The sequence below is a fragment of the Echinicola vietnamensis DSM 17526 genome (genome assembly GCF_000325705.1).
Taxonomy (GTDB): domain Bacteria; phylum Bacteroidota; class Bacteroidia; order Cytophagales; family Cyclobacteriaceae; genus Echinicola; species Echinicola vietnamensis.
The window spans coordinates 3,488,079-3,513,488 of the sequence record NC_019904.1 but is presented as its reverse complement, the minus strand read 5'-3'; the positions used below and the strand labels follow the sequence as shown (position 1 = coordinate 3,513,488).

At 43.9% G+C, this 25,410-nt stretch carries 22 protein-coding genes; 12 read left to right on the top strand and 10 right to left on the bottom strand.

All coding sequences use genetic code 11. The annotated features are described in order from the left end of the window. Window positions 1–80 precede the first annotated feature (80 nt). Together ECHVI_RS14320 and ECHVI_RS14315 are read right to left on the bottom strand one after the other, a co-directional pair. On the bottom strand, window positions 81–1,829 hold the full coding sequence (locus ECHVI_RS14320) for an ABC transporter ATP-binding protein (protein ID WP_041738688.1): 1,749 nt from the start codon (window positions 1,827–1,829) through the stop codon (window positions 81–83). A 66-nt stretch (window positions 1,830–1,895) separates the two neighbouring features. Further along, window positions 1,896–2,564 (bottom strand): MCP four helix bundle domain-containing protein, encoded by a 669-nt coding sequence (locus tag ECHVI_RS14315; RefSeq protein WP_015266723.1) that lies wholly within the window; start codon window positions 2,562–2,564, stop codon window positions 1,896–1,898. A 583-nt stretch (window positions 2,565–3,147) separates the two neighbouring features. On the opposite strand from ECHVI_RS14315, the gene ECHVI_RS14310 reads away from it, so the two are divergent. The 10 genes from ECHVI_RS14310 to ECHVI_RS14265 all read left to right on the top strand — a co-directional run bounded on the left by ECHVI_RS14310 (window position 3,148) and on the right by ECHVI_RS14265 (window position 14,082). After that, window positions 3,148–3,642, top strand: coding sequence for a hypothetical protein (locus tag ECHVI_RS14310; RefSeq protein ID WP_015266722.1), 495 nt, complete (start codon window positions 3,148–3,150; stop codon window positions 3,640–3,642). Between the two features lie 23 nt (window positions 3,643–3,665). Beyond that, window positions 3,666–4,535 (top strand): pirin family protein, encoded by an 870-nt coding sequence (locus ECHVI_RS14305; protein ID WP_015266721.1) that lies wholly within the window; start codon window positions 3,666–3,668, stop codon window positions 4,533–4,535. Window positions 4,536–4,681: 146 nt separating this feature from the next. Beyond that, window positions 4,682–5,293: a fumarylacetoacetate hydrolase family protein gene (locus tag ECHVI_RS14300; RefSeq protein ID WP_015266720.1), complete on the top strand. Its 612-nt coding sequence runs from the start codon at window positions 4,682–4,684 to the stop codon at window positions 5,291–5,293. After that, on the top strand, window positions 5,280–7,148 hold the full coding sequence (locus ECHVI_RS14295) for a M23 family metallopeptidase (RefSeq protein WP_041738686.1): 1,869 nt from the start codon (window positions 5,280–5,282) through the stop codon (window positions 7,146–7,148). Before ECHVI_RS14300 ends, ECHVI_RS14295 begins: the two co-directional genes overlap by 14 nt. A 66-nt stretch (window positions 7,149–7,214) precedes the next feature. Beyond that, a complete protein-coding gene (gene bcp, locus ECHVI_RS14290; protein WP_015266718.1) occupies window positions 7,215–7,664 on the top strand; it encodes a thioredoxin-dependent thiol peroxidase in 450 nt (149 codons plus the stop codon). Between the two features lie 10 nt (window positions 7,665–7,674). Further along, window positions 7,675–8,526, top strand: coding sequence for a transketolase (locus tag ECHVI_RS14285; RefSeq protein WP_015266717.1), 852 nt, complete (start codon window positions 7,675–7,677; stop codon window positions 8,524–8,526). Window positions 8,527–8,595: 69 nt separating this feature from the next. Continuing rightward, the gene (locus tag ECHVI_RS14280) at window positions 8,596–9,564 is read left to right on the top strand and encodes a transketolase family protein (protein ID WP_015266716.1); all 969 of its coding nucleotides are present in this window, start codon (window positions 8,596–8,598) and stop codon (window positions 9,562–9,564) included. Window positions 9,565–9,663: 99 nt separating this feature from the next. Then, complete coding sequence (locus ECHVI_RS14275; RefSeq protein WP_015266715.1) at window positions 9,664–10,590, top strand: DUF6807 domain-containing protein; 927 nt, start codon at window positions 9,664–9,666, stop codon at window positions 10,588–10,590. A gap of 151 nt (window positions 10,591–10,741) precedes the next feature. After that, window positions 10,742–11,545 carry an AraC family transcriptional regulator gene (locus ECHVI_RS14270; protein ID WP_015266714.1) on the top strand — a complete coding sequence of 268 codons (804 nt, stop codon included), beginning with the start codon at window positions 10,742–10,744 and terminating at the stop codon, window positions 11,543–11,545. Window positions 11,546–11,619: 74 nt separating this feature from the next. Beyond that, the gene (locus ECHVI_RS14265; protein ID WP_015266713.1) at window positions 11,620–14,082 is read left to right on the top strand and encodes a TonB-dependent receptor; all 2,463 of its coding nucleotides are present in this window, start codon (window positions 11,620–11,622) and stop codon (window positions 14,080–14,082) included. A 187-nt stretch (window positions 14,083–14,269) separates the two neighbouring features. On the opposite strand, the gene ECHVI_RS14260 is transcribed toward ECHVI_RS14265, so the two are convergent. From ECHVI_RS14260 to ECHVI_RS14250, 3 genes are all read right to left on the bottom strand, one after another. Continuing rightward, window positions 14,270–15,598 (bottom strand): Gfo/Idh/MocA family protein, encoded by a 1,329-nt coding sequence (locus ECHVI_RS14260; RefSeq protein WP_015266712.1) that lies wholly within the window; start codon window positions 15,596–15,598, stop codon window positions 14,270–14,272. Between the two features lie 105 nt (window positions 15,599–15,703). Beyond that, window positions 15,704–16,459, bottom strand: a complete 756-nt coding sequence (locus ECHVI_RS14255; RefSeq protein ID WP_015266711.1) for a 3-keto-disaccharide hydrolase — start codon at window positions 16,457–16,459, stop codon at window positions 15,704–15,706. 314 nt (window positions 16,460–16,773) lie between these two features. Next, window positions 16,774–17,907, bottom strand: a complete 1,134-nt coding sequence (locus ECHVI_RS14250) for a geranylgeranyl reductase family protein (protein ID WP_015266710.1) — start codon at window positions 17,905–17,907, stop codon at window positions 16,774–16,776. 316 nt (window positions 17,908–18,223) lie between these two features. Between ECHVI_RS14250 and ECHVI_RS14245 the strand changes: the two genes are divergently transcribed. Next, window positions 18,224–19,405 (top strand): aspartate aminotransferase family protein, encoded by a 1,182-nt coding sequence (locus ECHVI_RS14245; RefSeq protein ID WP_015266709.1) that lies wholly within the window; start codon window positions 18,224–18,226, stop codon window positions 19,403–19,405. 180 nt (window positions 19,406–19,585) lie between these two features. Further along, window positions 19,586–20,224, top strand: a complete 639-nt coding sequence (locus tag ECHVI_RS14240; RefSeq protein ID WP_015266708.1) for a peroxiredoxin — start codon at window positions 19,586–19,588, stop codon at window positions 20,222–20,224. A gap of 610 nt (window positions 20,225–20,834) precedes the next feature. On the opposite strand, the gene ECHVI_RS14235 is transcribed toward ECHVI_RS14240, so the two are convergent. From ECHVI_RS14235 to ECHVI_RS14215, 5 genes are all read right to left on the bottom strand, one after another. Continuing rightward, on the bottom strand, window positions 20,835–21,266 hold the full coding sequence (locus ECHVI_RS14235; protein WP_015266707.1) for a hypothetical protein: 432 nt from the start codon (window positions 21,264–21,266) through the stop codon (window positions 20,835–20,837). Window positions 21,267–21,492: 226 nt separating this feature from the next. Then, a complete protein-coding gene (locus ECHVI_RS14230) occupies window positions 21,493–22,284 on the bottom strand; it encodes a PhzF family phenazine biosynthesis protein (protein WP_015266706.1) in 792 nt (263 codons plus the stop codon). A gap of 50 nt (window positions 22,285–22,334) precedes the next feature. Then, window positions 22,335–22,952 (bottom strand): bifunctional nicotinamidase/pyrazinamidase, encoded by a 618-nt coding sequence (gene pncA / locus ECHVI_RS14225; RefSeq protein WP_015266705.1) that lies wholly within the window; start codon window positions 22,950–22,952, stop codon window positions 22,335–22,337. Window positions 22,953–23,070: 118 nt separating this feature from the next. Continuing rightward, window positions 23,071–24,546 (bottom strand): nicotinate phosphoribosyltransferase, encoded by a 1,476-nt coding sequence (locus ECHVI_RS14220; RefSeq protein ID WP_015266704.1) that lies wholly within the window; start codon window positions 24,544–24,546, stop codon window positions 23,071–23,073. Further along, window positions 24,543–25,373, bottom strand: a complete 831-nt coding sequence (locus ECHVI_RS14215; protein WP_157501435.1) for a DMT family transporter — start codon at window positions 25,371–25,373, stop codon at window positions 24,543–24,545. The genes ECHVI_RS14220 and ECHVI_RS14215 overlap by 4 nt, the downstream gene beginning before the upstream one ends. Window positions 25,374–25,410 lie beyond the last annotated feature (37 nt).

Sequence of the window (25,410 nt, the reverse complement as noted above, 5' to 3'; positions counted from 1 at the left end):
TTTGGTTTAACACACCATTCACTTTTTACACTTGTCCCAAAATTCACCTTCACCAATCCCCTAAATACACCGGATCGAACCTATATTCTGGCCTGATAAGTGTACAGTTCAAAGTACCTGCCTCTTTTCTCCATCAATTCCTCATGCTGGCCACGTTCTACTATTTCCCCTTTTTCCACCACTAAAATCTGATCTGCCTGGCGAATAGTGCTGAGGCGGTGGGCAATCACGAAGGAGGTCCTACCCTTCATCAATTTTTTCAAGCTTTCTTGTATCAGGGTCTCGCTTTCCGTGTCCAGGTTAGAAGTGGCTTCATCCAAGATTAGGATTCGCGGATCTGCCAAAATAGCCCTGGCAATGGCAATCCTTTGCTTTTGTCCACCAGAGAGTTTTACACCACGTTCTCCGATCAAGGTATCCAGTCCGTCTTCAAAACGATCCGTAAACTCGTGGACATGGGCAGCATATACAGCTTGCATCAACTGTTCTGTACGGGCGTCAGGACGGGGGAAAAGGATGTTTTGCCGTATCGTTCCTTCAAAAAGAAAGTCATCCTGCAGCACCACCCCTAATTGGCTGCGGTAACTGGCCAAACTCACCTGCTGAAGGTCCGTACCATCGATGGTCACGGTACCTCCGGCTGGATTGAGGAAGGATGCTACCAATCCCGCAATGGTGGTTTTTCCTGAGCCGGATGTCCCTACCAACGCTGTCATCGACCCCGCCGGTGCTTCAAAACTCACTTCTTTCACCACATTCTTGCCTTCCTCATACGCAAAACTCACTTGCTCAAAAGCCAAGTCCCCCTTGATCGATGGCAGTTGTAGGTTTCTGGACTTTTCATCCTCCTCCAAAGGGATGTTCATGATTTCCTCGGTCCTGTCAAGGCCAGCAAAAGCCTCTGTCAGCTGGCTTCCAATATTGCTCATCTGAACGATCGGTGCAATCATAAACCCCAAGTAAAGGGTAAACGCCAAAAAGTCACCAAAAGTAAGCTCACCGCTCATGATCATATAGCCACCGATTCCCATAATCCCCGCTGAAGCCAAGCCCAGCAGCAAGGTAGCCGCACTGGTAACCATGCTGGTAGTGGTCAAACTGGATTTTATGTTCAAATAGAGCCGTAGCACACCTTCTTCAAAGGTCTTTACTTCTTGGGCCTCAGCATTGAATCCCTTGATTACCCGGATGCCTCCTAGGGTCTCCGCAAGTCTACCGGTAACTTCTGCATTGATTTTACCTCTCTCTCTGAAAATTGGCCTGATCTTGCCAAAGGCTTTTAGCGATATCAATCCAAAAATAATAACGGGCACCAACACGTAAAGAGTCATCATGGGGCTGATATAAATCAACAGCCCCAAACAAATCACAGATGTCAATACCCCTCCTACCATCTGTGCCAAGCCAGTGCCTACAAGGTTGCGCACACCTTCCACATCGGTCATAATCCTGGAGACCAATTCTCCTGTTTTGGCGTTGTCGAAGAAACGAATCGGAAGTTTGATGATATGGCTTTGGACTTTTGCCCTTAGCTTGGCAATGAGGTGTTGGGCTTCTACGCTAAGGATTTGGGTCAGGGCAAAGCTGGTTACGGCCTGCACGGTCACCGCCACGCCTACGGCAATGACCAGCCACTTGAGCAATTGCATGTTACTGTTTGGGATGACTTCATCCATCAAATATTTACTGGCTCCAGGCAAAACCAATCCGGCCAACCGGCTGATAATGATCAAGAATAAACCAATAAACAACTGCTTCCTTCTCGGCCAAATGATGGTTTTGAACACGTGGCCAATGGTAACTTTTCTCTCAGACTTTTTTGTAGACATATGGCAAATAAAAATAGGGGCAATTTTCAACGAAAACTGCCCCCTTTAAGTTCTTAAGGATGCTAATTAATTCCAATTCGGACGCTGCCTGATTTTACTCCTGCTTGAGACCACGCCAAATATCAAAGCATTGATAACCAAACCGAGCACTAAAAGAATAGCGGTCTCAAAACGCGTGAGAATAGAGCTTCCCGCCATGATGCGTTTGGAGTCGTCATTCACTTGTTTGCCTACCGTCAACTGGATATCGGACAGCTGTTGGAGGTTAGTTGAGGCTTCGGCGATCAATTCATTTGACCTTTCCCTGGCTGACTGGAAATCGCCACGATTATCGTCTTCATGCTGCATGGCATTCTCCACTGAATACAAAGCTTGGATATTGCTTTTAAGATCAGTCAGCGCTTCAGCTTCTTCTTGTGTAAGGTAGGTGGCTTCAAAATCCACCAAAATACTGTCTATCTCTGCATTAAATCCTTCATTGGAGGATTGAAATGCATTAAATTCGGTGCCATCTTCACAGTTGTCAATGAGACGTTGCTTCTTGTTAAGAAAGTCTGATAGATGATAAATATAACTTTCCGGCAACAACCTGTCTTGATAAATCGTCGAACAAGATGTAGTAAGATCAGTTACATTTTCCTCATCGAGCATATTCTTCACAAATACCGAAACGAACAAAACCATTAATAATATAGCAATGGTCACTCTACTTTTTAAACTATATATCCACTTCATAACTAAAGCTCCTTTGGTTTTATATTGAAAGACTAAACAGCCAAACAAGGTTTGTTCTCCCCATATAAATTAATCATTTTTCACTGATTAACAATTAATTAACAAACATATTATCTTTTACGGATATAAACGTGAAGAGGTGACGAATAAATAAAATATTCAGCCTTTTTAGAAAGATTTTTAATAAGGACGAGCTTTCAAAAATAGTTTAGTATTACATCAAAAATCACAACATAACCCCCTGTCCTGCTCCATCATCTACACAAATCCAGTACCGTAATTGACAAAGCAAAAAAGTCTTAATCATCTTACCATTAAGCTCACTAACCCGCTAGCAATTAAATATTTAAACTTTTAATGTTAAATTTTATTAACTCGAAAATCACCATATAATCCACTTTATGTTATACAAAAAACACTTTAACACGAACAAAAAGCCCAAACCTTCCCTTTCACTATTAATTTAGGCATAAATCGTATAATTATTCTAACTTTTAAATTTTAGATCATACACTTTTTTAGGCATCTTTGTGTCCACAGGTTAAAAATTATCGTAACCTAAAAGTAACAGAACCAGAAAATTATGCAGGCGAAAGACTTTATACAGCTTCTCAAGCTGACACCCAAAATGCCCGTTAAAGTAGAATACCTCCCTGGACTATTCACTGACGGTGGCTTTACGATTTCCAAAATTGCTTTCAAGAAAAATGAAGCAGTTCAGGTTTACCTTAGTGACAACAAAACACCTGGACACCTTCCCCATACAGAAGAACTCAAAACGCTTTTGATCCAATCAGTGGGAGAAACCGAAGAACTTGGAAACATGGAGATCAGAGTCATTTATGGTAATCAAGATATAGAAAGCACGGAATTGGACATCACGGAGGTAGAAGTTTTCCAAGGTACTTTCACCCTAAAATTATATTCCTTAAACAACCTGACCAAGGCAAAGGCACGTCAAGAGAAACAACAAAAGGAACAAATGGCCCAGAAAGGCAAGCGATTTTTCTTCCACGCAGTAAGAAATTTTCTCTTCCCCCAACCATTGGTACTTAAGTGGAATCTGGCTAAATTATAGTCCAAATTCCAACGTAAACAAACATGTCCAATACAGACCTGATTATCCCTGAAAGAAGCCGCGACATTGGTGACTTTTTAGTGGGCCGTTTATTGCCCTTTCGAAAAAAAAGAATGGTAGGGCCATTTGTGTTCATTGATCATATGGGGCCTTCTACCGTAAAACCCGGTCACTATATGGATATTGGCCAGCATCCCCATGTCGGCTTGTCCACCCTTACTTTTTTGCTTGAAGGAGAAATGGTTCACGAGGACAGTTTGGGCACGAAACAACTCATTGCGCCTGGATCCGTCAATTGGATGACAGCCGGCCGCGGGGTCACCCATACCGAGCGGACCCCTCCAGCAATGCGGGATGGCGGCACTTATCCCATTCATGGTTATCAAATCTGGGTGGCGCTACCGAAGGAAAAAGAACTGATGGCGCCACAGTTTCACCACATTGATGCCAAAGACCTTCCGCAATGGCAAGATCAAGGCGCTTCTTTTACCTTAGTGGCCGGCAAGGGTTATGGCCGTACCTCTCCAGTTCCCGTACATTCTGACCTTTTTATGATTGACATCAAAACCACCGCAGACCATGACCTTGAGATCGTCGGGCATTTGGAAGGGGAAATTGGGATCTGCATCGTCACTGGAGAAGTCAATGCTTGTGATCAGGTAGTGGAAAAAGACCATTTACTGGTCTCCAAAATCGACAACCAATGTGCGCTTAAGATCAAAAAAGATAGCCATATCATCCTTTTCGGTGGACCAGCATTTCCGGAAGAACGCTTTATAGAATGGAATTTCGTGGCCAGTGATAAAGCCATTATTGAGGAAGGAAAAGCAAAGTGGAAGGCCAAAGACTGGCCCATGGTGAAAGGAGATGACTCCTATATCCCCTGGCCGTAAAAATTTCCGCTAATACCATTTTAGACTATTAAATTCCGCAAGGAAACATTCCAGGTATATTTGGTATTATCCCATCCAAACATTTTATTAATCCACCCTTATCATGTTTCTTTGTGAAAACATAAAAAATCCAATACTATCTTTTCATGAAGATCATAGCCATCGGGCGAAATTACGCCAAACACATCGAGGAATTAGAAAACGAAAGACCTGAAAATCCAGTAGTTTTCCTCAAGCCAGACACGGCAATCATCAAAAACAACCTGCCTTTTTACCTGCCAGAATTTTCCCATGACGTTCACCATGAAGTGGAATTGGTTTTGAAGATCAACAAAGAAGGCAAGTTTATCAAAAAAGAGTTTGCCCATCGCTATTTCGGTGAGATTGGGATTGGCATTGATTTTACGGCAAGGGATGTCCAACAAAAGTGCAAGGAAAAAGGACTCCCTTGGGAAATTGCCAAAGCTTTCAATGGCTCTGCTCCTATCGGCAGGTTTTTACCGGTTAGTGATTTTAAGGACTTCAAAGACATCAACTTCCACCTTGACATCAACGGAGAGCAAAAGCAGGTGGGCAACACCTCCCTGATGCTGTTTGATTTTGGGGTCATCATCGAATACGTTTCCCAATTTTTTACGTTAAAGAAAGGCGACCTAATCTTTACTGGAACGCCTGCGGGGGTAGGCAAAGTAGCCGCAGGTGACCACCTTGAAGCCTTTATCGAAGACCAAAAATTGTTGGATTTTGAGATTAAGTAAATTTCTCCTTTTCTTGCTCATTTGGGGATGGACAGAAAGCACCTTATTTGCCCAAACTGACAAGGGGTATTATCAATTCCCCATCAAACCTGGGGAGCGCAATTACCTCTCGGGCAACATGAGTGAAATCCGCCCCAATCACTTTCATAGTGGCATTGACATCAAAACTGAAGGCAGACAGGGGCTTCCGATCTATGCCGCAGCAGATGGCTATGTTTACCGGATGAAGGTATCGAGTTATGGCTATGGCAATGTCCTTTACCTCAAGCACCCCAACGGCCAATACACATTATATGGTCACCTAAAGGATTTCAATGCACGCATCGCTAAATACATGTGGCAAGAAATGACAGCAGCAGAGGAAAATGACTTGGAAATCTATCCCGATTCCATGGCATTGCCCATCAAAAAAGGGGAAATCATTGCCTATTCCGGAAATACCGGAAGTTCAGGTGGGCCCCACCTGCATTTTGAAATCCGGGATTCCCTGGACCGTGCACTGGATCCGCTAAAGTTTGGCTTTAGTGAAGTAAAAGACAGCACTCCGCCCACCGTCAGGGCCGTGGCCATTACACCCCTTACACTTGAAAGCCGGATCAATGGCAAATTCGAACGCACAGTCCTTCGGCTAAATTACCGGGACAATCAGTTTGTAGTGGACGGCAACCTTTCCATTACGGGAAAAGTAGGCATTGAAGTAAGCGGATACGACAAGCTGGACGGTGCTTACAACCCCAATGGATTTCCGCACTTTGAAATCTACGAAGAAGGCCAGAAGACTTTTGATGTCAATGTCGACAAGATCGATTTTAACTTAGGCAGGTTCTTATTGACCCATACGCACGAAAACCGCTATACCAAACTTTACACGACTCCTTATAACCAGTTTGATTTCTATACCCCCGATAGCCTCTACAGCGGAGCCATTCAGGTGATGCCTGATAGCACAAAAGATGTTACGGTTCGTTTGGAAGATGTGTTCGGCAATGAAAGCCTCCTAAAGTTGACTTTCAAAGGTGAAAAAGAAACCCATGATGTCAGCAGTTATAGTGCCAGTAGAAAGGCCATAGCGTATAAGGGAAACTGGATGATCATTAGGGCCGATAAGACTGATGGACACAAGTTGGCCAAGTTTTATGTCAATGGTATGATGATGGATGTCATGATGTCCTACGAAGACCCTCGGTTCAGGACCTATATTTGGGACATGGATTTTGGGCTGCCCGATTCAGTGGATATTTGCTCCGAGGTGATCAAACCTGCGCTCCAAGCCAAAATCCCCTTTAACAAGGAATACTATTTTAACGATGGATATACGGCCATCCACTTTCCAAAAGATGCCCTCTTAGAGACCCTTTTTCTCCATACGGAAAGAAGCACCTATTACAATCGACCTTCGGTCAAAATCAACGATGATCGAGGGGATTATTTACGCAACGAGATCTCCGTCAGTATGGACGTTTCAGGGTATGACGGACCAATCGATCATGTGGACGTTTACCAACTTTACGGAAATGGATACAAGCGTTTCTTAGGAGGAGAGTGGAACGAAGGGAAGATTAACTTTAAAACCAAATATTTTGGTACTTTTGTATTGGTCAAAGATGATACTCCGCCTACTATTCGCCCTATCCGCGTCAGTTCCTCATCATTACGGTTTTCTATCCGAGACAATCTCTCGGGTATCAATCGTTTTGAAGCCAGGATTAACGGAAAATGGGTAATATTGAGGTTTGAACACAAAAATGGTGTAATTTGGACGCAGAAGCAGGACAACACCCCTTTCAAAGGCCAGTTTGAGCTAAAAGTCACAGATAATGCAGGTAACGATGCAGTTTTTAGCCGGAAACTTTAGGTTTTTGGAAAATATTTCAGAACTTTAAATGTCAAAAAAACACTTAAACCTATAAAACACTAATTTATGTCACTTGAAATAGGAAACAAAGCGCCTGATTTTGAGGCAAAAGACCAAGATGGTAACACGATAAAACTGTCTGATTATAAAGGTAAAAAGGTGGTGCTTTATTTTTATCCAAAGGACAACACTCCTGGATGCACCGCGCAAGCCTGTGACCTAAGAGATCATTACGATGCGCTTTTGGATGCAGGATACGTGGTACTTGGCATCAGTACAGATTCCGAAAAATCCCATAAAAAGTTTATTGAAAAGCACGAACTTCCCTTCCCGTTGATCGCCGACGAGGACAAGGCCGTACATGAATTATACAACACCTGGAGGGAAAAGAAAAATTACGGCAGGACTTATATGGGCACTGTTCGTACCACTTTCGTTATCGATGAAGAAGGTAAGATTGCCGAAATCATCGAGAAAGTAAAAACCAAAGAACATTCAAATCAAATACTTAAATAATTCCTTTAAAATGGAAAAACTATCAACCGAACAACTTAAAAAGACCGCCTCACAGGTGAGACGAGACATTGTGCGCATGGTGCACGATGTGCAGTCGGGACACCCAGGAGCATCACTAGGATGTACTGAATTCTTTGTGGCCTTGTACTTTAACCAATTGAAGCACAACAATGAATTTTCAATGGAAGGAAAAGGAGAAGACCTATTTTTTCTTTCCAATGGACATATTTCCCCTGTATGGTACAGCGTGCTGGCCAGAAGCGGTTATTTTAACATCGAAGAGCTGAAGACTTTCAGAAAGATCGATAGCCGTCTTCAAGGGCACCCAGCAGTAGAAGAAGGCCTTCCGGGCATTCGCATAGCATCAGGGTCATTGGGTCAAGGCTTATCAGTAGCCATTGGAGCAGCCCAAGCCAAAAAAATAGACGGTGATGACGGAATCGTCTACGCCCTGATGGGTGACGGTGAGCAGCAGGAAGGTCAAATCTGGGAAGCTGCCATGTACGCTCCCCATCACAAAGTGGACAACTTGATCGCTACCATTGACTATAACGGTCAGCAAATCGACGGCCCCACGGATGCTGTCATGAACCTTAACGACCTCAAAGCTAAATGGGAAGCCTTTGGATGGGAAGTCATCGACACCTTGAAAGGAAATGATATGGAGTCTGTTGTCTCCAGCTTGGAATATGCCCGTACCCTGTTGGGCAAGGGCAAGCCAGTGCTCAACTTGCTGCACACAGAAATGGGCTACGGGGTAGACTTTATGGTTGGCACCCACAAATGGCACGGAATTGCGCCAAATGACGAGCAATTGGCAGATGCACTGGGGCAGCTGGAAGAAACCCTTGGGGATTATTAACTACCCACAAATGGGACGCAAACCCCATTTGACAATCAAACAGTCCAACAATTCAACAACTGAACAATCATGGAAAAGACTTTAGATACAAAATTCACCTATACAGAAAAAAGCGACACCCGCTCCGGTTTCGGGGACGGGCTGTTGGAAGCAGGACGTAAGAATCCCAATGTGGTAGGGCTTTGCGCTGACCTCATTGGGTCTTTGAAAATGGGCGCTTTCCAGAAAGAGTTTCCGGAAAGGTTCTTTCAAGTAGGCATTGCTGAAGCCAATATGATGGGACTTGCTGCCGGGATGAGCATCAACGGCAAAATCCCTTTCACCGGTACTTTTGCCAATTTCTCTACAGGCCGTGTATATGACCAAATCCGTCAGTCCATCGCCTATTCCGAGAAAAATGTAAAAATCTGTGCTTCCCACGCAGGATTGACCCTTGGGGAAGATGGGGCGACACACCAGATTCTGGAAGATCTGGGCATGATGAAAATGCTGCCAAACATGACCGTTATCAATCCTTGTGATTATAACCAAACGAAAGCAGCTACCATGGCCATTGCAGATTACCATGGCCCTGTTTACCTTAGGTTTGGCCGTCCAAAGTGGCCGATCTTCACACCAGCTGGTCAGAAATTCGAAATCGGCAAAGCCTGGAAAATGATCGAAGGTAAAGACGTGACCATTTTTGCCACTGGCCACTTGGTATGGGAAGCAGTAGTAGCAGAAGCAAAGCTAAGAGAAGAAGGCATCAGCGCGGAAGTCATCAACATCCACACGATCAAGCCTTTGGACACAGAAGCGATCTTGGAATCAGTAGCCAAGACAGGCTGCTGTGTCACAGCCGAAGAGCACCAGTATAATGGTGGCCTTGGAGACAGCGTGGCCCAGACGTTGGTAAGAAACAGTCCTGCTCCTCAGGAATTCATTGGAGTAGACGATTCCTTTGGAGAATCAGGAAAACCGATGGAGCTGTTGGACAAATATGGACTTGATGCCAATAACATCGTCAAAGCCGCCAAAAAGGCCATTGGCAGAAAATAATCAGATCCAATCTTGGATTTATTGGGCAGCAAATTGGTTTATCCGGTTTGCTGCTTTTATTTTTAAAACGAATTGATCTATCAGCCTTTTACCCAAATCATGAAAACCTATATTCTTGCCCACCTCTTTCCACTCTTGCTTTGCTTTTGCGCTTGCAGTAATGCGCAGCAATTGGCCTTCGAAAAATCTGATGAAGGGATCCTGCTTAAAGAGAAGGGGCAGGCACGCTTTTTTTATCAAACTGCCACAAAATCACTGGATGGCAACTATCCTCGGGCAAACTATGTTCACCCCCTTTACGGCTTGGAAGGGGAAGTACTGACAGAAGACTTTCCCGAGGACCACTTCCACCACCGCGGAATCTTTTGGACTTGGCACCAACTATATGTAAATGGTAAGCGCATCGCTGATCCTTGGTTTTGTGAAGGCATTTCATGGAAGGTAAAAAACACCGAAACTACCGTCCAAAATAACCAAGCGACCATACAGGCAACTGTAGAGTGGCTGGCTGACAGCTTACAAAACCGTGCTGTCTTGGAAGAACAAGTAACGATCACCTTTCACCGACTCGAAACGAATGCTTATGCGCTGACTTTCGATATCACCATGACGGCACTGGTGAATGGTTTGGAATTGGGAGGCTCGGAAGATGCCAAAGGCTATGGAGGTTTTTCCCCCAGAATCAAGCTTCCCAAAGAAGTGATGTTTCGATCCGAAGGAAAAGAAATCATTCCACAAAACCTTCCCGTACACGCGGGACCTTGGATGAGTGTAGAGGGAAAGTTTGGTCACAACAGTCCATCCACCATCACCATCATGGGAGCACCTGAACACCTTCCCTCCTACCAAGGCTGGATCCTTCGAAGTGCCAACAGCATGCAAAACATGGCCTTCCCTGGCAAAGATCCGATCACCATTTCCAAAGGTCAACCCCTTAAGTTCAGAAATATGATTTTGGTACATAAGACACTTGGTACGGAAGAAATAAATGATTACTACCAGTGGTTTAGAGAAGAAGACTTTTAGGAATTAATGGCAATTTGGATAATTTTCATCAAACAATCCCCTATCCTCAATATTATAGTGCTTTCGATTACCTGTTTGGTACCATTCGTAAAAGAATGATTTGGCAAAATATAATTCATCCTAATTTTGCTGACAAATCATTACCCTATACATGAAAATTGGATTAAAGAAAAAACTTGAGGACGAACTTGTCCTGAAAGTTTCGCGGATGAAACAGGTCATCAAACCTACCAAGCCACACAAACATGCGGGATATCATGAATTGATTTTTTTGTCAAAAGGATCTGGTAAGCATACCATTGGTGATGAAACTTTTGACGTTATCCCACCATCAGGGTTTTACCTTGGGCCAGGCCAAGTACACTGTTGGGACTTTTCGAAAATCCCAGATGGGTATGTGATTCTTTTTAAGGAAGAAATTCTTGTTCAGTACCCGAAATCCCAAAACTGTCTCTTTGATTTCCCAAATTATTTTGACCTCTCGGGCGATAATGGCATTTTCAAGATTTTGGACATCTTTTTTAAAACATATAAAGCTGGTAGCGACTTGGATTTTTTAACCGCTTATTTGAATTTAGTGATCATCAAAAGCAGTGCTTTGGCCAAAATGAGCCGAAACAATTACACTTCCTTTACCCGTGAATTTACCAATTTTAAACAAGTCCTAAATGAGCATTTTAGGGAGGTCAAGCACGTAGAGCGCTACGCGGAAATGATGAACTTATCTGTCAAAAAACTGAATAAAATCTGTAAAACTTCCGTCAATGCTACTGCAAGAGAGGTGATCAGAGAAAGGATGCTTATTGAAGCAAAGAACCTCTTAACCCATACAGATAGTACGGTATCGGAAATTGCATTTGAACTTAACTTTACGGATTCGTCCAATTTTGTAAAATTTTTCAAAGCACAAACCACACTTACCCCTTTAGAATATCGGGCTAGGGCAATAGGATGATTTCACCATAATCGGATCATATTTACCGTAAAATTTACCTAGGATAAAGTTGTTTTGCAGTAAAACACCATTTCATGAACAAAGCTATAATCACTATAATATTTTCATGTGTTTTGGCCCCCGCCATGTCCCAAACAGGGCTAAAAGGCACTGTCATTGACCAATCCCAGAAAACACCATTGGAATATGCCAATATTGCCTTGTATGGACTACCAGACAGTACCTTGATCAAAGGAGCTGTGACCGATGAAAATGGAAATTATGAATTGATGGAACTGGACAGGGGCACCTATTATCTGACCGTCAGTTTCTTGGGGTACCTTACCATTCACACGCCATCCATTTCAGTCCAAAAATCTCAAGTAAAGCAGTTGGACCCCATTGCTTTGGCGCCCAATGAACAGTTGATGAGCCAAGTAGAAGTGAGTGGCGATCGCTATACGACCATGCACAAGATCGATCGGCAGGTATTTGAGGCTAGTAGCTTTGAAGCCAGTAAAGGGGGAACGGCCACAGACCTGCTTCGCAACCTTCCTGGGCTCAGCATGGACGCCAGTGGACAAATCAGCGTAAGGGGCACTACAGGGTTTGTGATAATGGTCAACGACAAACCCATCCAAACAGATCCTAGTGTATTTCTAAGCCAAATCCCAGCCAACAGTATCAAAAATATCGAAGTGGTCACTGCCCCTTCTGCCAAATACGATCCGGAAGGAAAAGCCGGAATGATAAATATCATCACTTCTAAGCCCATTGAAGACGGCACCTTTGTTCAAATCAACACTAAAATCGGACTACCTAGCATCCAATCCTATGACAACAAAGTAAACCCCAAAAGGTATGGTGCTGATTTTACCATCAACCACCGACAAGGAGATTGGGACCTGTCTGTAGGAGGCAGTTACCTCCGGAATGACCTTGCTGGTCGTAGAGAGGGTAACGTTTACACCATTAGCGGCGATACGACCACCTATTTCCCTTCCGATGGGGAGCGGAGTTTTGACGAGGAAATGTATTCGGGGAGGTTGACCCTTGGGTATACCCCTTCCAAACAGGACCTGTTCAGCTTGGGGCTATATGCCGGTAAAAGAAGCAAAGATCGAACAGCAGATATCATTTATTATGACAATCACGCAGTGGTAGATGATGAGGAAATTTACCAAATGCAGTATTACAATGAAAACCTGCGAATCAGACGGAGTGACTTCGTAATCGGAAGTTTTGATTACGAACACACCTTTACCAATGCCTCCAAATTAAGTTCTTCTTTCTTATATGAATATACCATGCTCGGTGGGCCGACTACCAATCGAAACCTAGGCTATCCAGACATAGATGTAGTTTATCAAGATGAGTATAACACCAACGATAATCCACTGCATGGCATACGCTTCCAAACGGACTATACGGCTGCTCCTTGGAAAATCGGAACGTTTGAGACGGGATACCAATTTAGAAACCTAAACCATACCGGTGACTTTGTCTATGAAAGAAAAAACACTGAAACGGGGATATGGGAACTTGTTCCTGACTTTTCCAGCAATGTGAACCTTACTCGGCAGATCCATTCCGCCTATGGGTTGCTTTCCGGTGAAAAAGGAAAATGGTCTTACTCGGCCGGTGTAAGGCTCGAGTACATGGACCGCGAGTTAGCCCTGAAGGACAAGGCCGGGATGGTGGATACCACTTACACCTATGATTTTGTAAAACCATTTCCTTCTGCCAGCCTGCAATACCACGTCAATGAGGAACTGACCTTAAAAGCTGCTTATACCAAAAGGGTACAGCGTACCACCACCTTCAAAATGAACCCTTTTCCCGAGCGAGAGCATTCCGAAACACTCGAACAAGGCGATCCCACCTTGCTGCCCGAATTTGTGGATTTGGTGGAATTAGGCGTCATCAAGGATTTTGGAGATCATTCCTTTTACGCAACAGCCTACTATAGTGATATTAAAAACCTGGTAAATCGAGTAAATACCATTTACAATGACACCATTCTAAACCGGATATATTCAAATGTAGGGTCGGGCACATCCTTGGGTATAGAAACAGGCATAGCGCTAGCCCCCACCTCATGGTGGAAACTGTTTGCCGGCGGCAATTTGTACAAATACCACATCAAAGGAGCATTTGATGATCGTCCTGTCGATGCTTCCACTTGGGTTTACTCCATTAATGCCAATACCACCTTCGATATTTCATCCAGCCTGAACCTGCAATGGTCCCTCAATTACCTTTCGGATCGCGTAACGGCCCAAGGTGAGGACAGCCGGTTTTTCTCGCCCAACCTCACCGTCACCAAGACCTTTCTGGACGGCAGGCTCAGCACATCCCTCCAATGGCTCAACATGGACATGGGGCTGCTTCACACTAACGAACAGCGTATCACCACATGGTCTGAAAATGAATTTTATACCACCACCAATTACGTGTATGAAGTAGACATGTTTATGCTCAACATCAGTTACACCTTTAACCGAATAAAAAATAAGGCTCGCTTTATTAAAAGTGAATTTGGGGACAAGGAATTTTAAGGAAGAAATTCGTGGCTAAGATCAGGTAAACAACCTTCCACCAGCATTTTCATTTGGCCGATGGGAAAGAACTCGGGAAATTTAAACGTAAAACCGAGTTCTTTCCTATCGCCAGGGAGGAATGGTCCATTGATTTTTTCGCGGCTACTTCTCGATCATGATGAGCCAAGCGATTGACCGAGCACTATCATACCTTCGGCAATTCCCATCCATTATGATAATTGGCCGTTACCAATTTATTGGCATCCTTATCGGTAAATAGCCCTTTTTCAGCATCCCAATAGATTTTCTTTCCTGTTTTATAAGCAATATTGCCCATGTGGGCATTGATGGCGGCCACACTACCTGTCTCGATACCACAATGGAGCTTTGACGCATCATTGGCTTTGATGGATTCCACAAAATTCACGGTATGCTTGTCCAAGGCATTGCCTTCAGGCTTTACCCTGGCCATTCCCTCGATCAGCGACTTCCCGTCTTTTTTCTCGGCAATGATTTCCCAGCCACCACGATTGACCACCAAGGTAGCATTATTGCCAATAAAGGCGATCCCTTCTGTGTATCCATAATTACCTCCATCAATCCCCGTGGCATGCTCCCAAAGCATATTGAATCCATCATATTCATAGACGGTCTGCAAAGTATCAGGTGTTTCGGAAGCATCATCTGGATAAGCGAGTTTTCCCCCGGAAGCCATTACCGATTTGGGAGCACTTACGCCCATAGCATAAAGTGCAATGTCTATTTCATGCACCCCCCAGTCGGTCATCAACCCTCCGGCATAGTCCCAAAACCAACGAAAATTAAAGTGAAAGCGATTTTCATTAAATGGTCGCTCTGGTGCAGGGCCTAGCCACATCTTATAATCTACGCCCGGAGGAGGGGTGCTGTTCGGCTTGACGGGCACCGGATTCATCCACCCTTGGTACGCCCAGCACTTCACCAATCGGATATTTCCCAATTGGCCGGATTTTACAAAAGAAATCGCGTCGTCATATTGGTTACCGCTTCGTTGCCACTGCCCTACCTGCACCAGTTTCCCATAGCGATCTGCTGCTTTCACCATGAGATTGCATTCCTCTATTGAATTGGCCAGTGGCTTTTCTACATAAGCATGCTTTCCTGCGGACAAACTGTCGATCAGGGTGAGACAATGCCAATGATCAGGCGTTCCAATGATTACTACATCTACCTCTTTATCCTCTAATAGCTTTCTGTAATCCTTATACAATGTAGGCTTTTTGCCGCGTAGTTTTTCCACATCTGCGGCCCGTCTGTCCAATACACCTTGGTCTATATCCGCTATGGCTACACAATTTACCTGCGGCATTTTCAGAAACGAATTCATATTGGACCACCCCATTCCATTGGCTCCAATAAGGCCGACGTTGATTTGGTCACTGGCAGGAATACTCCGGGTGAACAGGCCAAAATCTTTGGCAGAAAGAACAGAGGGTATGGATAACCCCGCTGAAGCCAGCAGGGTGTTTTGTAAAAATCTTCTTCGTGATGACATGATAGGTTATTTTGTTGTTAAAATGCTTAATTCTAGGGTACTTGTGGTCGGTATGTCGTACACAGTCCGCTACCAAAAGGGCAGCAAGGACTATTTATCGTCCATTTACAGCTTCCTTACCCAGATATTCCTAAAGTTCACCAAATTACCATGGTCCTGAAGTTTGATCGGTAATTCAGTTTCATGTGCTTCGTACTTATGAACGCCAATATACGCAGTAGATCCTTTTACTTCATAGTGGTTTTGCACTAGTACTCCATTATGGATAACGGTCACGTAAGCTGGAGAAATGACCATCCCATCTTTATTGAATCGCGGGGCAGTAAAAAACACATCGTAAGTATTCCATTCTTGCGGAGAACGCATGGCATTGGCCAAAGGAATACCTTCTTTATACAGTGAAGCCGCTTGGCCGTTGGAATAGGTACGGTTTTGATAAGAATCCAAAATCTGTACTTCATAACGCTCGCAAAAAAACAATCCACTGTTTCCTCTGCCCTGGCCTTCACCTTTTACGACATCCGGTGCTTTCCATTCGATATGTACCTGCACATCTCCAAACTTCTCTTTTGTCGCTATTTCGCCTGTGCCCGGCTTGACGGTAAATATTCCATCATGGACGGTCCACTCTGCTTCTCCGCCAGTTTTGACACTTTTCCATGCGCTCAGGTCACTACCGTCAAAAAGCACTATGGCATCTGAAGGGGGCATGTGATTCTCTTCACCTGGTGTAACGACGGGAGGCACTGGTTCCCATACTTCTGTAGCTTGAGGGGGCAATTGGATTGGATCATGCTGCGCCATTACCGGCACTGCCAGCATACTTCCTGCTAATACAGGAAACAATAGGTTTAATTTCATTGTACGGTTGGGTTTTATTATTATTTATAAAAGTGGAAGTTAAGGGTTTTGGGCTAAAATGAAAAGGTAAAGTTACGACTGGCTTCATTTTGGTGGTTATTGGTTGTTTTATCGCCCTCATCCATACAATCCTCTTCATGAACCTATGCACCGCGTAGCGCTTAGTAGCCAAGAAAAGATTACCGCTCAAAGGCATAACCATAATGCTAAAAAACACCCCATTACACTACTTAGCCAATGGAAAACTTCTGGATAAACTTCCCCCAAAGCATCATCTACTTTCCCTAAAACCTATTGCTCTTGTGTTAAGACACTTAAACCAATTCCCTTACTTTCCTCTTCAGGCTTTTCATCAAATCCTTCGGATAGCTTCGCTCTCCAATAAACACATCAGTCATGGCGGAAATAAAATAATCACCATAGCGCTTCATGAGAAAATTGCGAATCTTGCGTTGGCTGTAAAACCATTTGGAGACCTTTACTCCTGTAAGGATCTCTGGCAGCAACTCTTCCTCCAGCTTGCTTTCATATAGGGCACCTGCTTTGTCAGGATCCAAGTTTGCATTTACCATGGCCGACACTACCATCTCTCCACTTAATAGTGCATTGGAAATTCCTTCCGCTGTAATAGGGTCTGCAAATCCCGCTGCATCACCGATCAAAAACACCTTGTTTCGATAAAACCCGTCGGTACGTGGGGCTACTGGAATCTGAAAACCATGCGCCTTTTCGCTGATCACCTCCGTGATGCCCAACTTAGTAAGGTAGTTTCGGTAATGTGCCTTGAGGTCAATCCGTACTTTCCTCGCAGAAGCAACACCTAAGGAAAGGTGATTTTCCTTCGGAAAACTCCAAGCATATCCATAAGGAATGGTATCCACATCAAAACGAACCTCTTTGGATAATCGCTCAAAATCTGCAGCATTCACTTCCACCTCATATTCTAAGGCGGGAATCAAGGTCCTGGTTTCTTTCCAGCCCGCCATTTTTGCAGTAGGGCTCAATGCTCCGTCTGCAGCAATGATCATCTTGGCCTGAACATCCCCTTGATCAGTGTGTAAAACAGGCACATCGCCAAAGGTAATTCCTGTCAATTTATGGCCATCTTTGACCAATACACCCTTTTCTTTTGCCTTTTTGATGATAAAGCTGTCAAAATCATCCCGCATCACCATGCTGATCACCGGCACATCCCTTTTTGTGGTAAGCATCATCGCTTCATCCTCAAAATAAAGGCTGATCTGCTTAAACTCCCGCTCCACCACCTCGGAAATATCGTATGGTAACCTTCGCCTTCCACGATACACAAAGCCGCCACCACAGGTTTTGTAGCGAGGAAGCGTCTCCTTCTCAATCAAAACAGTAGAAATGCCCTGTTCTGCCAAGCGGTAGGCAGCAGAGGCGCCTGCCGGACCACTTCCGATGATGGCAACATCAAAATAACTCATGCTGGGATAAAAACTTAGTGTGTAATATTTCCCCAAATAAAATACATTATGTAGATATTACCACACATTTCTTGCGATTATCAGCCCAAATTTCCTCTTGGACTGATGATATACCTTGGTGTAGGGCTAACCATTACCTCCAACATCTGTAAACAAGAGCTCCACCATGCAATGGGCTAAGCATTTTGAAGCATCCTTGCATAAAAAGGAAAAAAGGCTGCATTTCTGGCAGACATCATGGAATCGCTGCTCCATTTTCACTAATTTCTAACCAAAAGCCCTTAATTTTGGATTCATAAATCAACCATTTGATCAGATGAACAACCGTCAACTCTTTTTATCCAACCTTGCACAAACCACCGATTTCCCATTGCTCATCGAAATAGAAAAAGCGGAGGGAATATACATGTATGGTCCTAAGGGTGAAAAGTACATTGACCTGATATCGGGCATTGGGGTAAGTAATGTCGGCCACCGACATCCAAAAGTCCTCAAGGCCATCCAAGATCAGCTGGACAAATACATGCACTTGATGGTTTATGGGGAATATGTTCAATCTCCGCAAACCCAACTGGCCAAAGCCCTCACCGACACCTTGCCTAAAAAACTCGATAATGTATACCTGGTCAACAGCGGAAGTGAAGCGGTAGAAGGCGCCCTTAAACTGGCCAAAAGGTACACTGGAAGACGGGAAATCCTCAGCTGTGTCAATGCGTACCATGGTTCATCTCATGGCGCCCTCTCTGTGGGCGGAAATGAAATTTTCAAAAGGGCTTATCGCCCGCTCTTGCCGGGGATTCGACACCTCGATTTTAATGAGCCGGACCAACTGGATCAGATTACAGAAGAAACTGCCGCCATCATGGTGGAAACCGTACAAGGAGAAGCCGGTATTCGTGTAGGGACCAAGGAATACTTCAAAGCCCTTCGACACCGCTGCGATGAAACCGGCACTTTACTCATTTTGGACGAAATACAGGCTGGATTTGGTCGAACAGGGAAGTTCTGGGCATTTCAGCATTATGACATTGTCCCAGACATCGTGGTCTGTGCCAAAGGCATGGGCGGTGGTATGCCCATCGGGGCCTTTATTGCCCCACAGTCTATCATGTCAGTATTTAAAAACAATCCTTTGCTGGGCCATATCACCACTTTTGGCGGTCATCCGGTCAGCTGTGCTGCCGCACTGGCCACCATTGACATCCTGAGGGATGAGAAGCTCATTCAACATGTCGAGCGTAAAGCCAACCTGTTCAAAAAACACCTCAACCATCCCAAAATCCAAGAAATCCGAAACAAAGGACTGATGATGGCCGTTAAATTTGAAGCTTTTGAAGTCCTCAAACCAATCATTGATAGAGCGATAGAGCTGGGTATCATCACGGATTGGTTCTTGTTTTGTGAAGACAGCATGCGGATCGCACCACCTTTGACCATCACCGACGAAGAAATCGAAAAGGCCTGTGCTATTATTTTGCAGTCAATTGATGAAAATTGATTGTTCAGCAGCAAACCCCATCGAATTCTTGCCTTTGATCCAATTATTTGTGTCTTGCCTTTTTAAAAAGGCTCGCAAGTTTCGGATTTTTGTCGGATTTTAGTAAACTTTCTTTAGGAAAATCTCGTTTTCCTACAAAACCTATAGAGTTTATATTTAACCATAAAAAATTTTATCACTATGTCATTAAGATTAGGAGACACCGCACCGGATTTTACCGCTGAAAGTACAGCCGGAAAAATCAATTTGTATGAATATTTAGGTGACGGATGGGGCATTTTGTTTTCCCACCCAGCAGATTACACACCCGTTTGTACGACAGAGCTTGGTACAGCAGCAAAATTGAAAGGTGAATTTGAAAAAAGGAATGTCAAAATGATCGCCCTAAGTGTGGACGGCATTGATAGCCATCATGGCTGGGTCAAGGACATCAACGAAACACAACAAACTGAGGTCAACTACCCCATCATTGCCGATGAAGACCGAAAAGTTTCTGAGCTTTATGATATGATCCACCCCAATGCCAATGAGAAACTTACGGTAAGATCCGTTTTTATCATCGGCCCAGACAAAAAGATTAAATTGATCATCACCTATCCTGCCAGTACCGGCAGAAACTTCAATGAGCTATTAAGGGTAATTGATTCGCTTCAATTAACAGCGAATTATTCCGTGGCCACACCAGCAAACTGGCAGCACGGGGAAGACGTGGTTATTGCTCCTGCCATCACCAATGAGGAAATCCCAACCAAATTCCCTAAAGGCCATAAGGAAATCAAACCCTATTTGAGGACCACACCGCAGCCAAACATTGATTAATGATCATTTTATAGCTTGACAGAAGCCTGGATGGTGTATACCCATCCGGGCTTTTTTTGTATCAAGCCATATCTCTGGGGGATGAATGTTGAAATGTTTCTATGAAAGAAAATTTCACCACGTTAAATGATGGTTTCCCCCATTGGCACTGAACAGGTTTTAGCGGGAAGTTGCGGAGAATAGGGATAGAAGTGCGGCTAAAACGGAAAACGTTGGGTGGGCAAATTTACCATGGGCTTCGCCCATGGCTAAGAATGTGTCGCCCCTTTGGGGCTTGGTGGCATTTTTATTTATCCCTGATTTTACGGATCAAGCTATATCTCTGAGGCCACGGATGAACAAGGATATACACAGACAGGGTGCTTGCTTAAGCCACAGCGAATCTGGACTCATAGCAATTCAATTTCCTTTCCATGCAGGTCCAACATGCGCTTGGTGCCCTTGTGCCTTAGTGGCATTTTTATTGATTATGCCATTAAGTAAAACTGGTGGTCCCCAACTTTTCCGCTTGATCTTTTTTTAACCAACAACATAAAAAAAGGCTGTAAAATAGCCATTACCATCCTTGATGGTCTACTATTTTACAGCCCTGTTGCTTATTAATTAAGTGCTATCTTCCTATCACATAACGGACATTGAGCCCAAAGTAGTTGGCACTAAAATCCGTGTCTTCGACGATCCAGAAGGTGGGACGCCAATCAAGACCAATCGCCAAGGGGAAATCAAAATGATACTCCAAACCTATTTCACCTGACACACCAAAAAAGAACGGATCATTAAAATAAAACGAAGGTCCAACACCTACGTACCAATCCAACCCATCTGCCTCAGGAAAAGGTCTATAAAGGAAATCATAGAGCAAATCAAGCCCCACACCATCACCAAAACTTATGTCACCATGGACACGGCTGAATTCTCCCACGGAGAATATCCCGTCAATGGCAACATTGTTTGCTCCTTCTCCAAAGCGAACACCAACTTCCTGTGCCTGGAGGCTATAGGAAATCAGAAATACGGAAAATACAAGTAATAACTTTTTCATCGTTGTTAACTTTAATTTAAAAATTAGGACTAAAGATTTAACTATTTAAAGTTTAAATATGACTGCAAGATACTCAATACGATTGTCCATAAATCACAAATTCAGGTGTGCATTGCCAAATTTTAGGAAATTTAAGCAATTTCACACCAAAATAGAGGCATGTTACCCACGCTTTCGCCACTTACAAGCAAATTCTGTTGACATTCGCCAACCTTATAAAATTCTATTACACCTCTAAAAAACCTTCAAAAATCTTAACGGCTTTGCCATAAATAATCACCCGATCACCACGTTTTTCCAGTCTCATCTCACCTTCCCGGTGACTTGCCTGATAGGCCCTTAGCACTGCCCTACCTTCTTTTTTATACCAGTAATCCATCAAAGCACAGTGCGCAGAACCTGTCACAGGATCTTCATTGACCCCTAGATTGGGAGCAAAATACCTGGAATATATATCGTATTCGTCATTCCCCTTTGCCGTAATGATAATCCCCTGCTCACTGTGCAATGCCAGCACCTGGAATTCAGGTTCTACATATTCCAACGTATGGTAGTTTTCGAGTTCGAGTATCCAATTATCCTTCAGCGAGGCCGCACCAATTACTTTTTGGCCAAAAAAGTCATCCGTAAAATAAGAATGCTTTCCCTCTTGGGTGGAGATCAACGGAAAATCCATGACAATCTCCTCTCCTTCCATATGCACCTTTAATTCGCCGCTTTTGGTAAAAAATGTGATTTCTTGATCGGTGTCCACGACTTCTTCTACATACAGCATAAAGGCACTCGCCAAGGTTGCGTGCCCACATAAATCCACTTCTTTCTGTGGGGTAAACCACCTTAGGTCAAAAGCAGCTGGACCCGTCTGTTCCAAGAAAGCCGTTTCACTGAGGTTCATCTCGGCAGCGATGAGCTGCATTCCCTCTTCAGCTAATGGACCGGGAAGCAAACAAATGGCTGCAGGATTACCTGAAAAAGGGGTGTCCGTAAAGGCATCAACAGTAACGATGGGAAGTTGCATAGTAAAAAAGAATTGGATATAGGTTGAAAATACGCATTTACGCCCATATCTCAAAAAGAGATCGCTGCGCTGGTAATGACTTCTGCACCGGACTTGCTCATTTCTTTAAGTGACTCATCATAATCATCCGGAGATAGGTTAACAGCCCTGGTAGCATCAGCGATCAAATAGGTGTCAAACCCTTCTTTCAACGCATCCAGCACCGTGAACTTAACACAATAATCTGCTGCCAATCCTGTAACATACAAATCCGAAATATTATGCGCATGCAAATAAGCGGTCAATCCAGTATCTTCCTTTTTTTTATTATCGAAAAAGCCACTATAGGAATCTACAAGCGGGTTAAGGCCCTTTTTGAATATTTTTTTCCAATTTGTGCGGTTTAGGTCTTTTGCAAACTGGGCCCCTTCACTGTCCTGCACACAATGAACAGGCCAGAGCATTTGATCTGTCCCGCCCAGTTTTATGACCTCACCGGGTTCTTTACCTGAATGATTATCCGCAAAACTTTTGTGATCAGCAGGATGCCAATCTTGAGTAGCCAAAATAAAATCAAACTTTTCCTGAAGTTTGTTGATCACCGGGATGACCTTATCGCCATCCTTTACCGCTAGCGCTCCTCCAGGTAAAAAATCATTCTGCATATCCACAATCAATAATGCTCGCATGGTTTGGTCTTTGGTAACACAATTTCATTAGGATGGTACATGATAGGACTACAGGAAAATTAAATCCTACAATCCTTGAACAGGTACCCCCTAATTTTTTTTCTAATAGGAAGCTAAATTAACTATAGTTTTTGGCTTTCAAAACCAGATCCGTCCTCAGATGATACAGTCCTTCCTCGAGCCCAACGGGGTAAATATGTGGATTGATGAGGCGTTTATGGGCCTTATCAAACCTCCTCAGGTTGGTTAAGGTACTGTTTCTGATATCTTCTAGCTTGGGCCTTGAATACACCTTCTTGCCTTTTTTAAATATCGGAACCAGCAGGTCCTTGCTTTCCATATCATTGGGGTTGATTTTCCGCCTTTTGGTCGGATCGTATGGGTCGATTATGGTAAGCTCTTCGGCCAGTTCCTCATTGCTCTCCAGGTAAATCATATCGGAAATGGCCTTATCATTTTTATAAAATCGCTTCACGTTATGAAAACCTGGGATATTGATCTTAATGGATTGCTGAGAAACTTTCACCTTCGGCACCCAGTTTCCTTGTTCATCTTTCAGTGCTGCCATTTTGTAAACTGCTCCAAGAGCAGGTTGATCATAGGCAGTCACAAGCTTGGTACCTATTCCCCAGATATCAATAGAGGCTTCCTGCATCTTCAGGGAAGATAGGATATGCTCGTCCAGGTCATTGCTCGCCACCACCTTGGTATCGGTAAATCCAGCTTCATCCAACAACTCTCTGGCCATATTACTGTAATATGCCAAATCCCCGGAATCGATCCGTACACCAAGTAGCTTTTTACCATTTGCCTTAAGGGCATGCCCTACTTTAATGGCATTTTGCACTCCCTTTATGGTATCGTACGTGTCCACTAAAAAGATGCAATTATCAGGAAAAGCAGCAGCATACGCCTCAAAAGCAGCAATTTCACTATCAAACGCCATAATCCAGCTGTGCGCATGGGTACCGGACACCGGAATACCAAAGAGCTTGCCTGCCATCACGTTACTGGTGGATGAGCACCCGCCAATATAACTGGCCCTGCTGGCCGCCAATGCTCCATCTATTCCCTGAGCCCTTCTCAAACCAAACTCCAAAACGGGATCGCCTTTGGCTTCCAAGGTGATCCTTGCAGCCTTGGTAGCCACCAAGGTCTGGAAGTTAATGATATTCAGCATCGGGGTTTCCAAGAGCTGGCACTGCAACAAAGGCCCCTTAACCCGAATCATTGGGGTATTGGGAAATATTACGGACCCTTCTTCGACGGCATCAATATCACAACTAAACGTCAACTCCCGTAAGTACTGGATAAAAGCAGGATCAAAAGTCGGCGTGCCATCCTCTTTCTCCATGGCGCCCAAATAGGAAAGGTCATTTTCGTCAAACTTAAAATTGCGACAGTAATCGATCACATAATCTAATCCTGCAGCAATGGTAAAGCCGCTTTGGAACGGGTTCTTCCTAAAAAACAAATTGAAAACAGCTTCCTGCTCCGCTTTTCCTGACTTCCAATAGGCATAGGCCATGGTCAACTGATAGAAATCTGTCAATAGTGCCAGTGAGCCTTGATATAAATCCCTCGTTATTTTCATTTATTTGATCTAATATTTAAAATCACTCCTATCAGCACCAATCCCATTCCCAAATAGGTTAGCAAGTTAAAAGTTTCCCCGAAAAAGATAAAACCAAAAACCAATGCGTATAAGATTCCGATGTAATTTAGGCTGGTAATTTTGGCAAGATTGGCATGCTGGTAAGCCATGGTCATAAAGTATTGGGCCATTTGCGTGAAAAATCCGATTCCCAGCAGCAGTAACCAATCCCAACCAGATGGCATCACCCAAATAAAATAACTCCATATCCCTACAATTGGCAAGGTCACCAGCGGAAAATAAAACACAATGACCAATGGATGCTCTGAGCCTTTTAGCTTTCGGATGATATTGTACGCCAATCCCGCAAAAAAGCCTGAAGAAACTCCAATCAACGTGTATTGAATGGAAATTCGCGGATCAAACCCTTCTATCACCAGTACACCACCAAAAGCAATGGCAAAATATAAAAACCTAATGGGGTTGACTTTTTCCCGCACAATGAATATCCCAAGGATGGTGGTAAAAACCGGCGATAAATATTGCAGGGTCACGGCACTCGCCAAGGGAATGTTCTGCAGCGTAAAAAAGAAGGTGATCAATCCTAATGCTCCTGATGCACCGCGCAGGATCAGGAGCTTCTTGTTGTTCCCTAACAGAGGGATTTTTTGCTTTTTTAGGATGACGTAACTCGCCACCAAACTAAAAAGAGACCTAAAGAAAACCACTTCCACTGCTGGAAGGTGCGGGACATATTTCACCATTACTTGCATAATGGCAAAAAATATCCCTGCCAATAACATATGTTGGACGCTCTTTTGATTCAATTTTTTAGATCTTTTCGGAATGGCCCTGGCACCTCAC

Bases quoted from the DNA above. Each gene is read 5' to 3' on its own strand.
- ECHVI_RS14280 (WP_015266716.1), top strand. From the start codon at position 8,596: ATGGAAAAGACTTTAGATACAAAATTCACCTATACAGAAAAAAGCGAC.
- pncA (WP_015266705.1), bottom strand. From the start codon at position 22,952: ATGCGAGCATTATTGATTGTGGATATGCAGAATGATTTTTTACCTGGA.
- ECHVI_RS14315 (WP_015266723.1), bottom strand. From the start codon at position 2,564: ATGAAGTGGATATATAGTTTAAAAAGTAGAGTGACCATTGCTATATTA.
- ECHVI_RS14235 (WP_015266707.1), bottom strand. From the start codon at position 21,266: ATGAAAAAGTTATTACTTGTATTTTCCGTATTTCTGATTTCCTATAGC.
- ECHVI_RS14240 (WP_015266708.1), top strand. From the start codon at position 19,586: ATGTCATTAAGATTAGGAGACACCGCACCGGATTTTACCGCTGAAAGT.
- ECHVI_RS14305 (WP_015266721.1), top strand. From the start codon at position 3,666: ATGTCCAATACAGACCTGATTATCCCTGAAAGAAGCCGCGACATTGGT.
- ECHVI_RS14285 (WP_015266717.1), top strand. From the start codon at position 7,675: ATGGAAAAACTATCAACCGAACAACTTAAAAAGACCGCCTCACAGGTG.
- ECHVI_RS14265 (WP_015266713.1), top strand. From the start codon at position 11,620: ATGAACAAAGCTATAATCACTATAATATTTTCATGTGTTTTGGCCCCC.
- ECHVI_RS14255 (WP_015266711.1), bottom strand. From the start codon at position 16,459: ATGAAATTAAACCTATTGTTTCCTGTATTAGCAGGAAGTATGCTGGCA.
- ECHVI_RS14320 (WP_041738688.1), bottom strand. From the start codon at position 1,829: ATGTCTACAAAAAAGTCTGAGAGAAAAGTTACCATTGGCCACGTGTTC.
- ECHVI_RS14250 (WP_015266710.1), bottom strand. From the start codon at position 17,907: ATGAGTTATTTTGATGTTGCCATCATCGGAAGTGGTCCGGCAGGCGCC.
- ECHVI_RS14270 (WP_015266714.1), top strand. From the start codon at position 10,742: ATGAAAATTGGATTAAAGAAAAAACTTGAGGACGAACTTGTCCTGAAA.
- bcp (WP_015266718.1), top strand. From the start codon at position 7,215: ATGTCACTTGAAATAGGAAACAAAGCGCCTGATTTTGAGGCAAAAGAC.
- ECHVI_RS14275 (WP_015266715.1), top strand. From the start codon at position 9,664: ATGAAAACCTATATTCTTGCCCACCTCTTTCCACTCTTGCTTTGCTTT.
- ECHVI_RS14260 (WP_015266712.1), bottom strand. From the start codon at position 15,598: ATGTCATCACGAAGAAGATTTTTACAAAACACCCTGCTGGCTTCAGCG.
- ECHVI_RS14300 (WP_015266720.1), top strand. From the start codon at position 4,682: ATGAAGATCATAGCCATCGGGCGAAATTACGCCAAACACATCGAGGAA.
- ECHVI_RS14230 (WP_015266706.1), bottom strand. From the start codon at position 22,284: ATGCAACTTCCCATCGTTACTGTTGATGCCTTTACGGACACCCCTTTT.
- ECHVI_RS14220 (WP_015266704.1), bottom strand. From the start codon at position 24,546: ATGAAAATAACGAGGGATTTATATCAAGGCTCACTGGCACTATTGACA.
- ECHVI_RS14245 (WP_015266709.1), top strand. From the start codon at position 18,224: ATGAACAACCGTCAACTCTTTTTATCCAACCTTGCACAAACCACCGAT.
- ECHVI_RS14310 (WP_015266722.1), top strand. From the start codon at position 3,148: ATGCAGGCGAAAGACTTTATACAGCTTCTCAAGCTGACACCCAAAATG.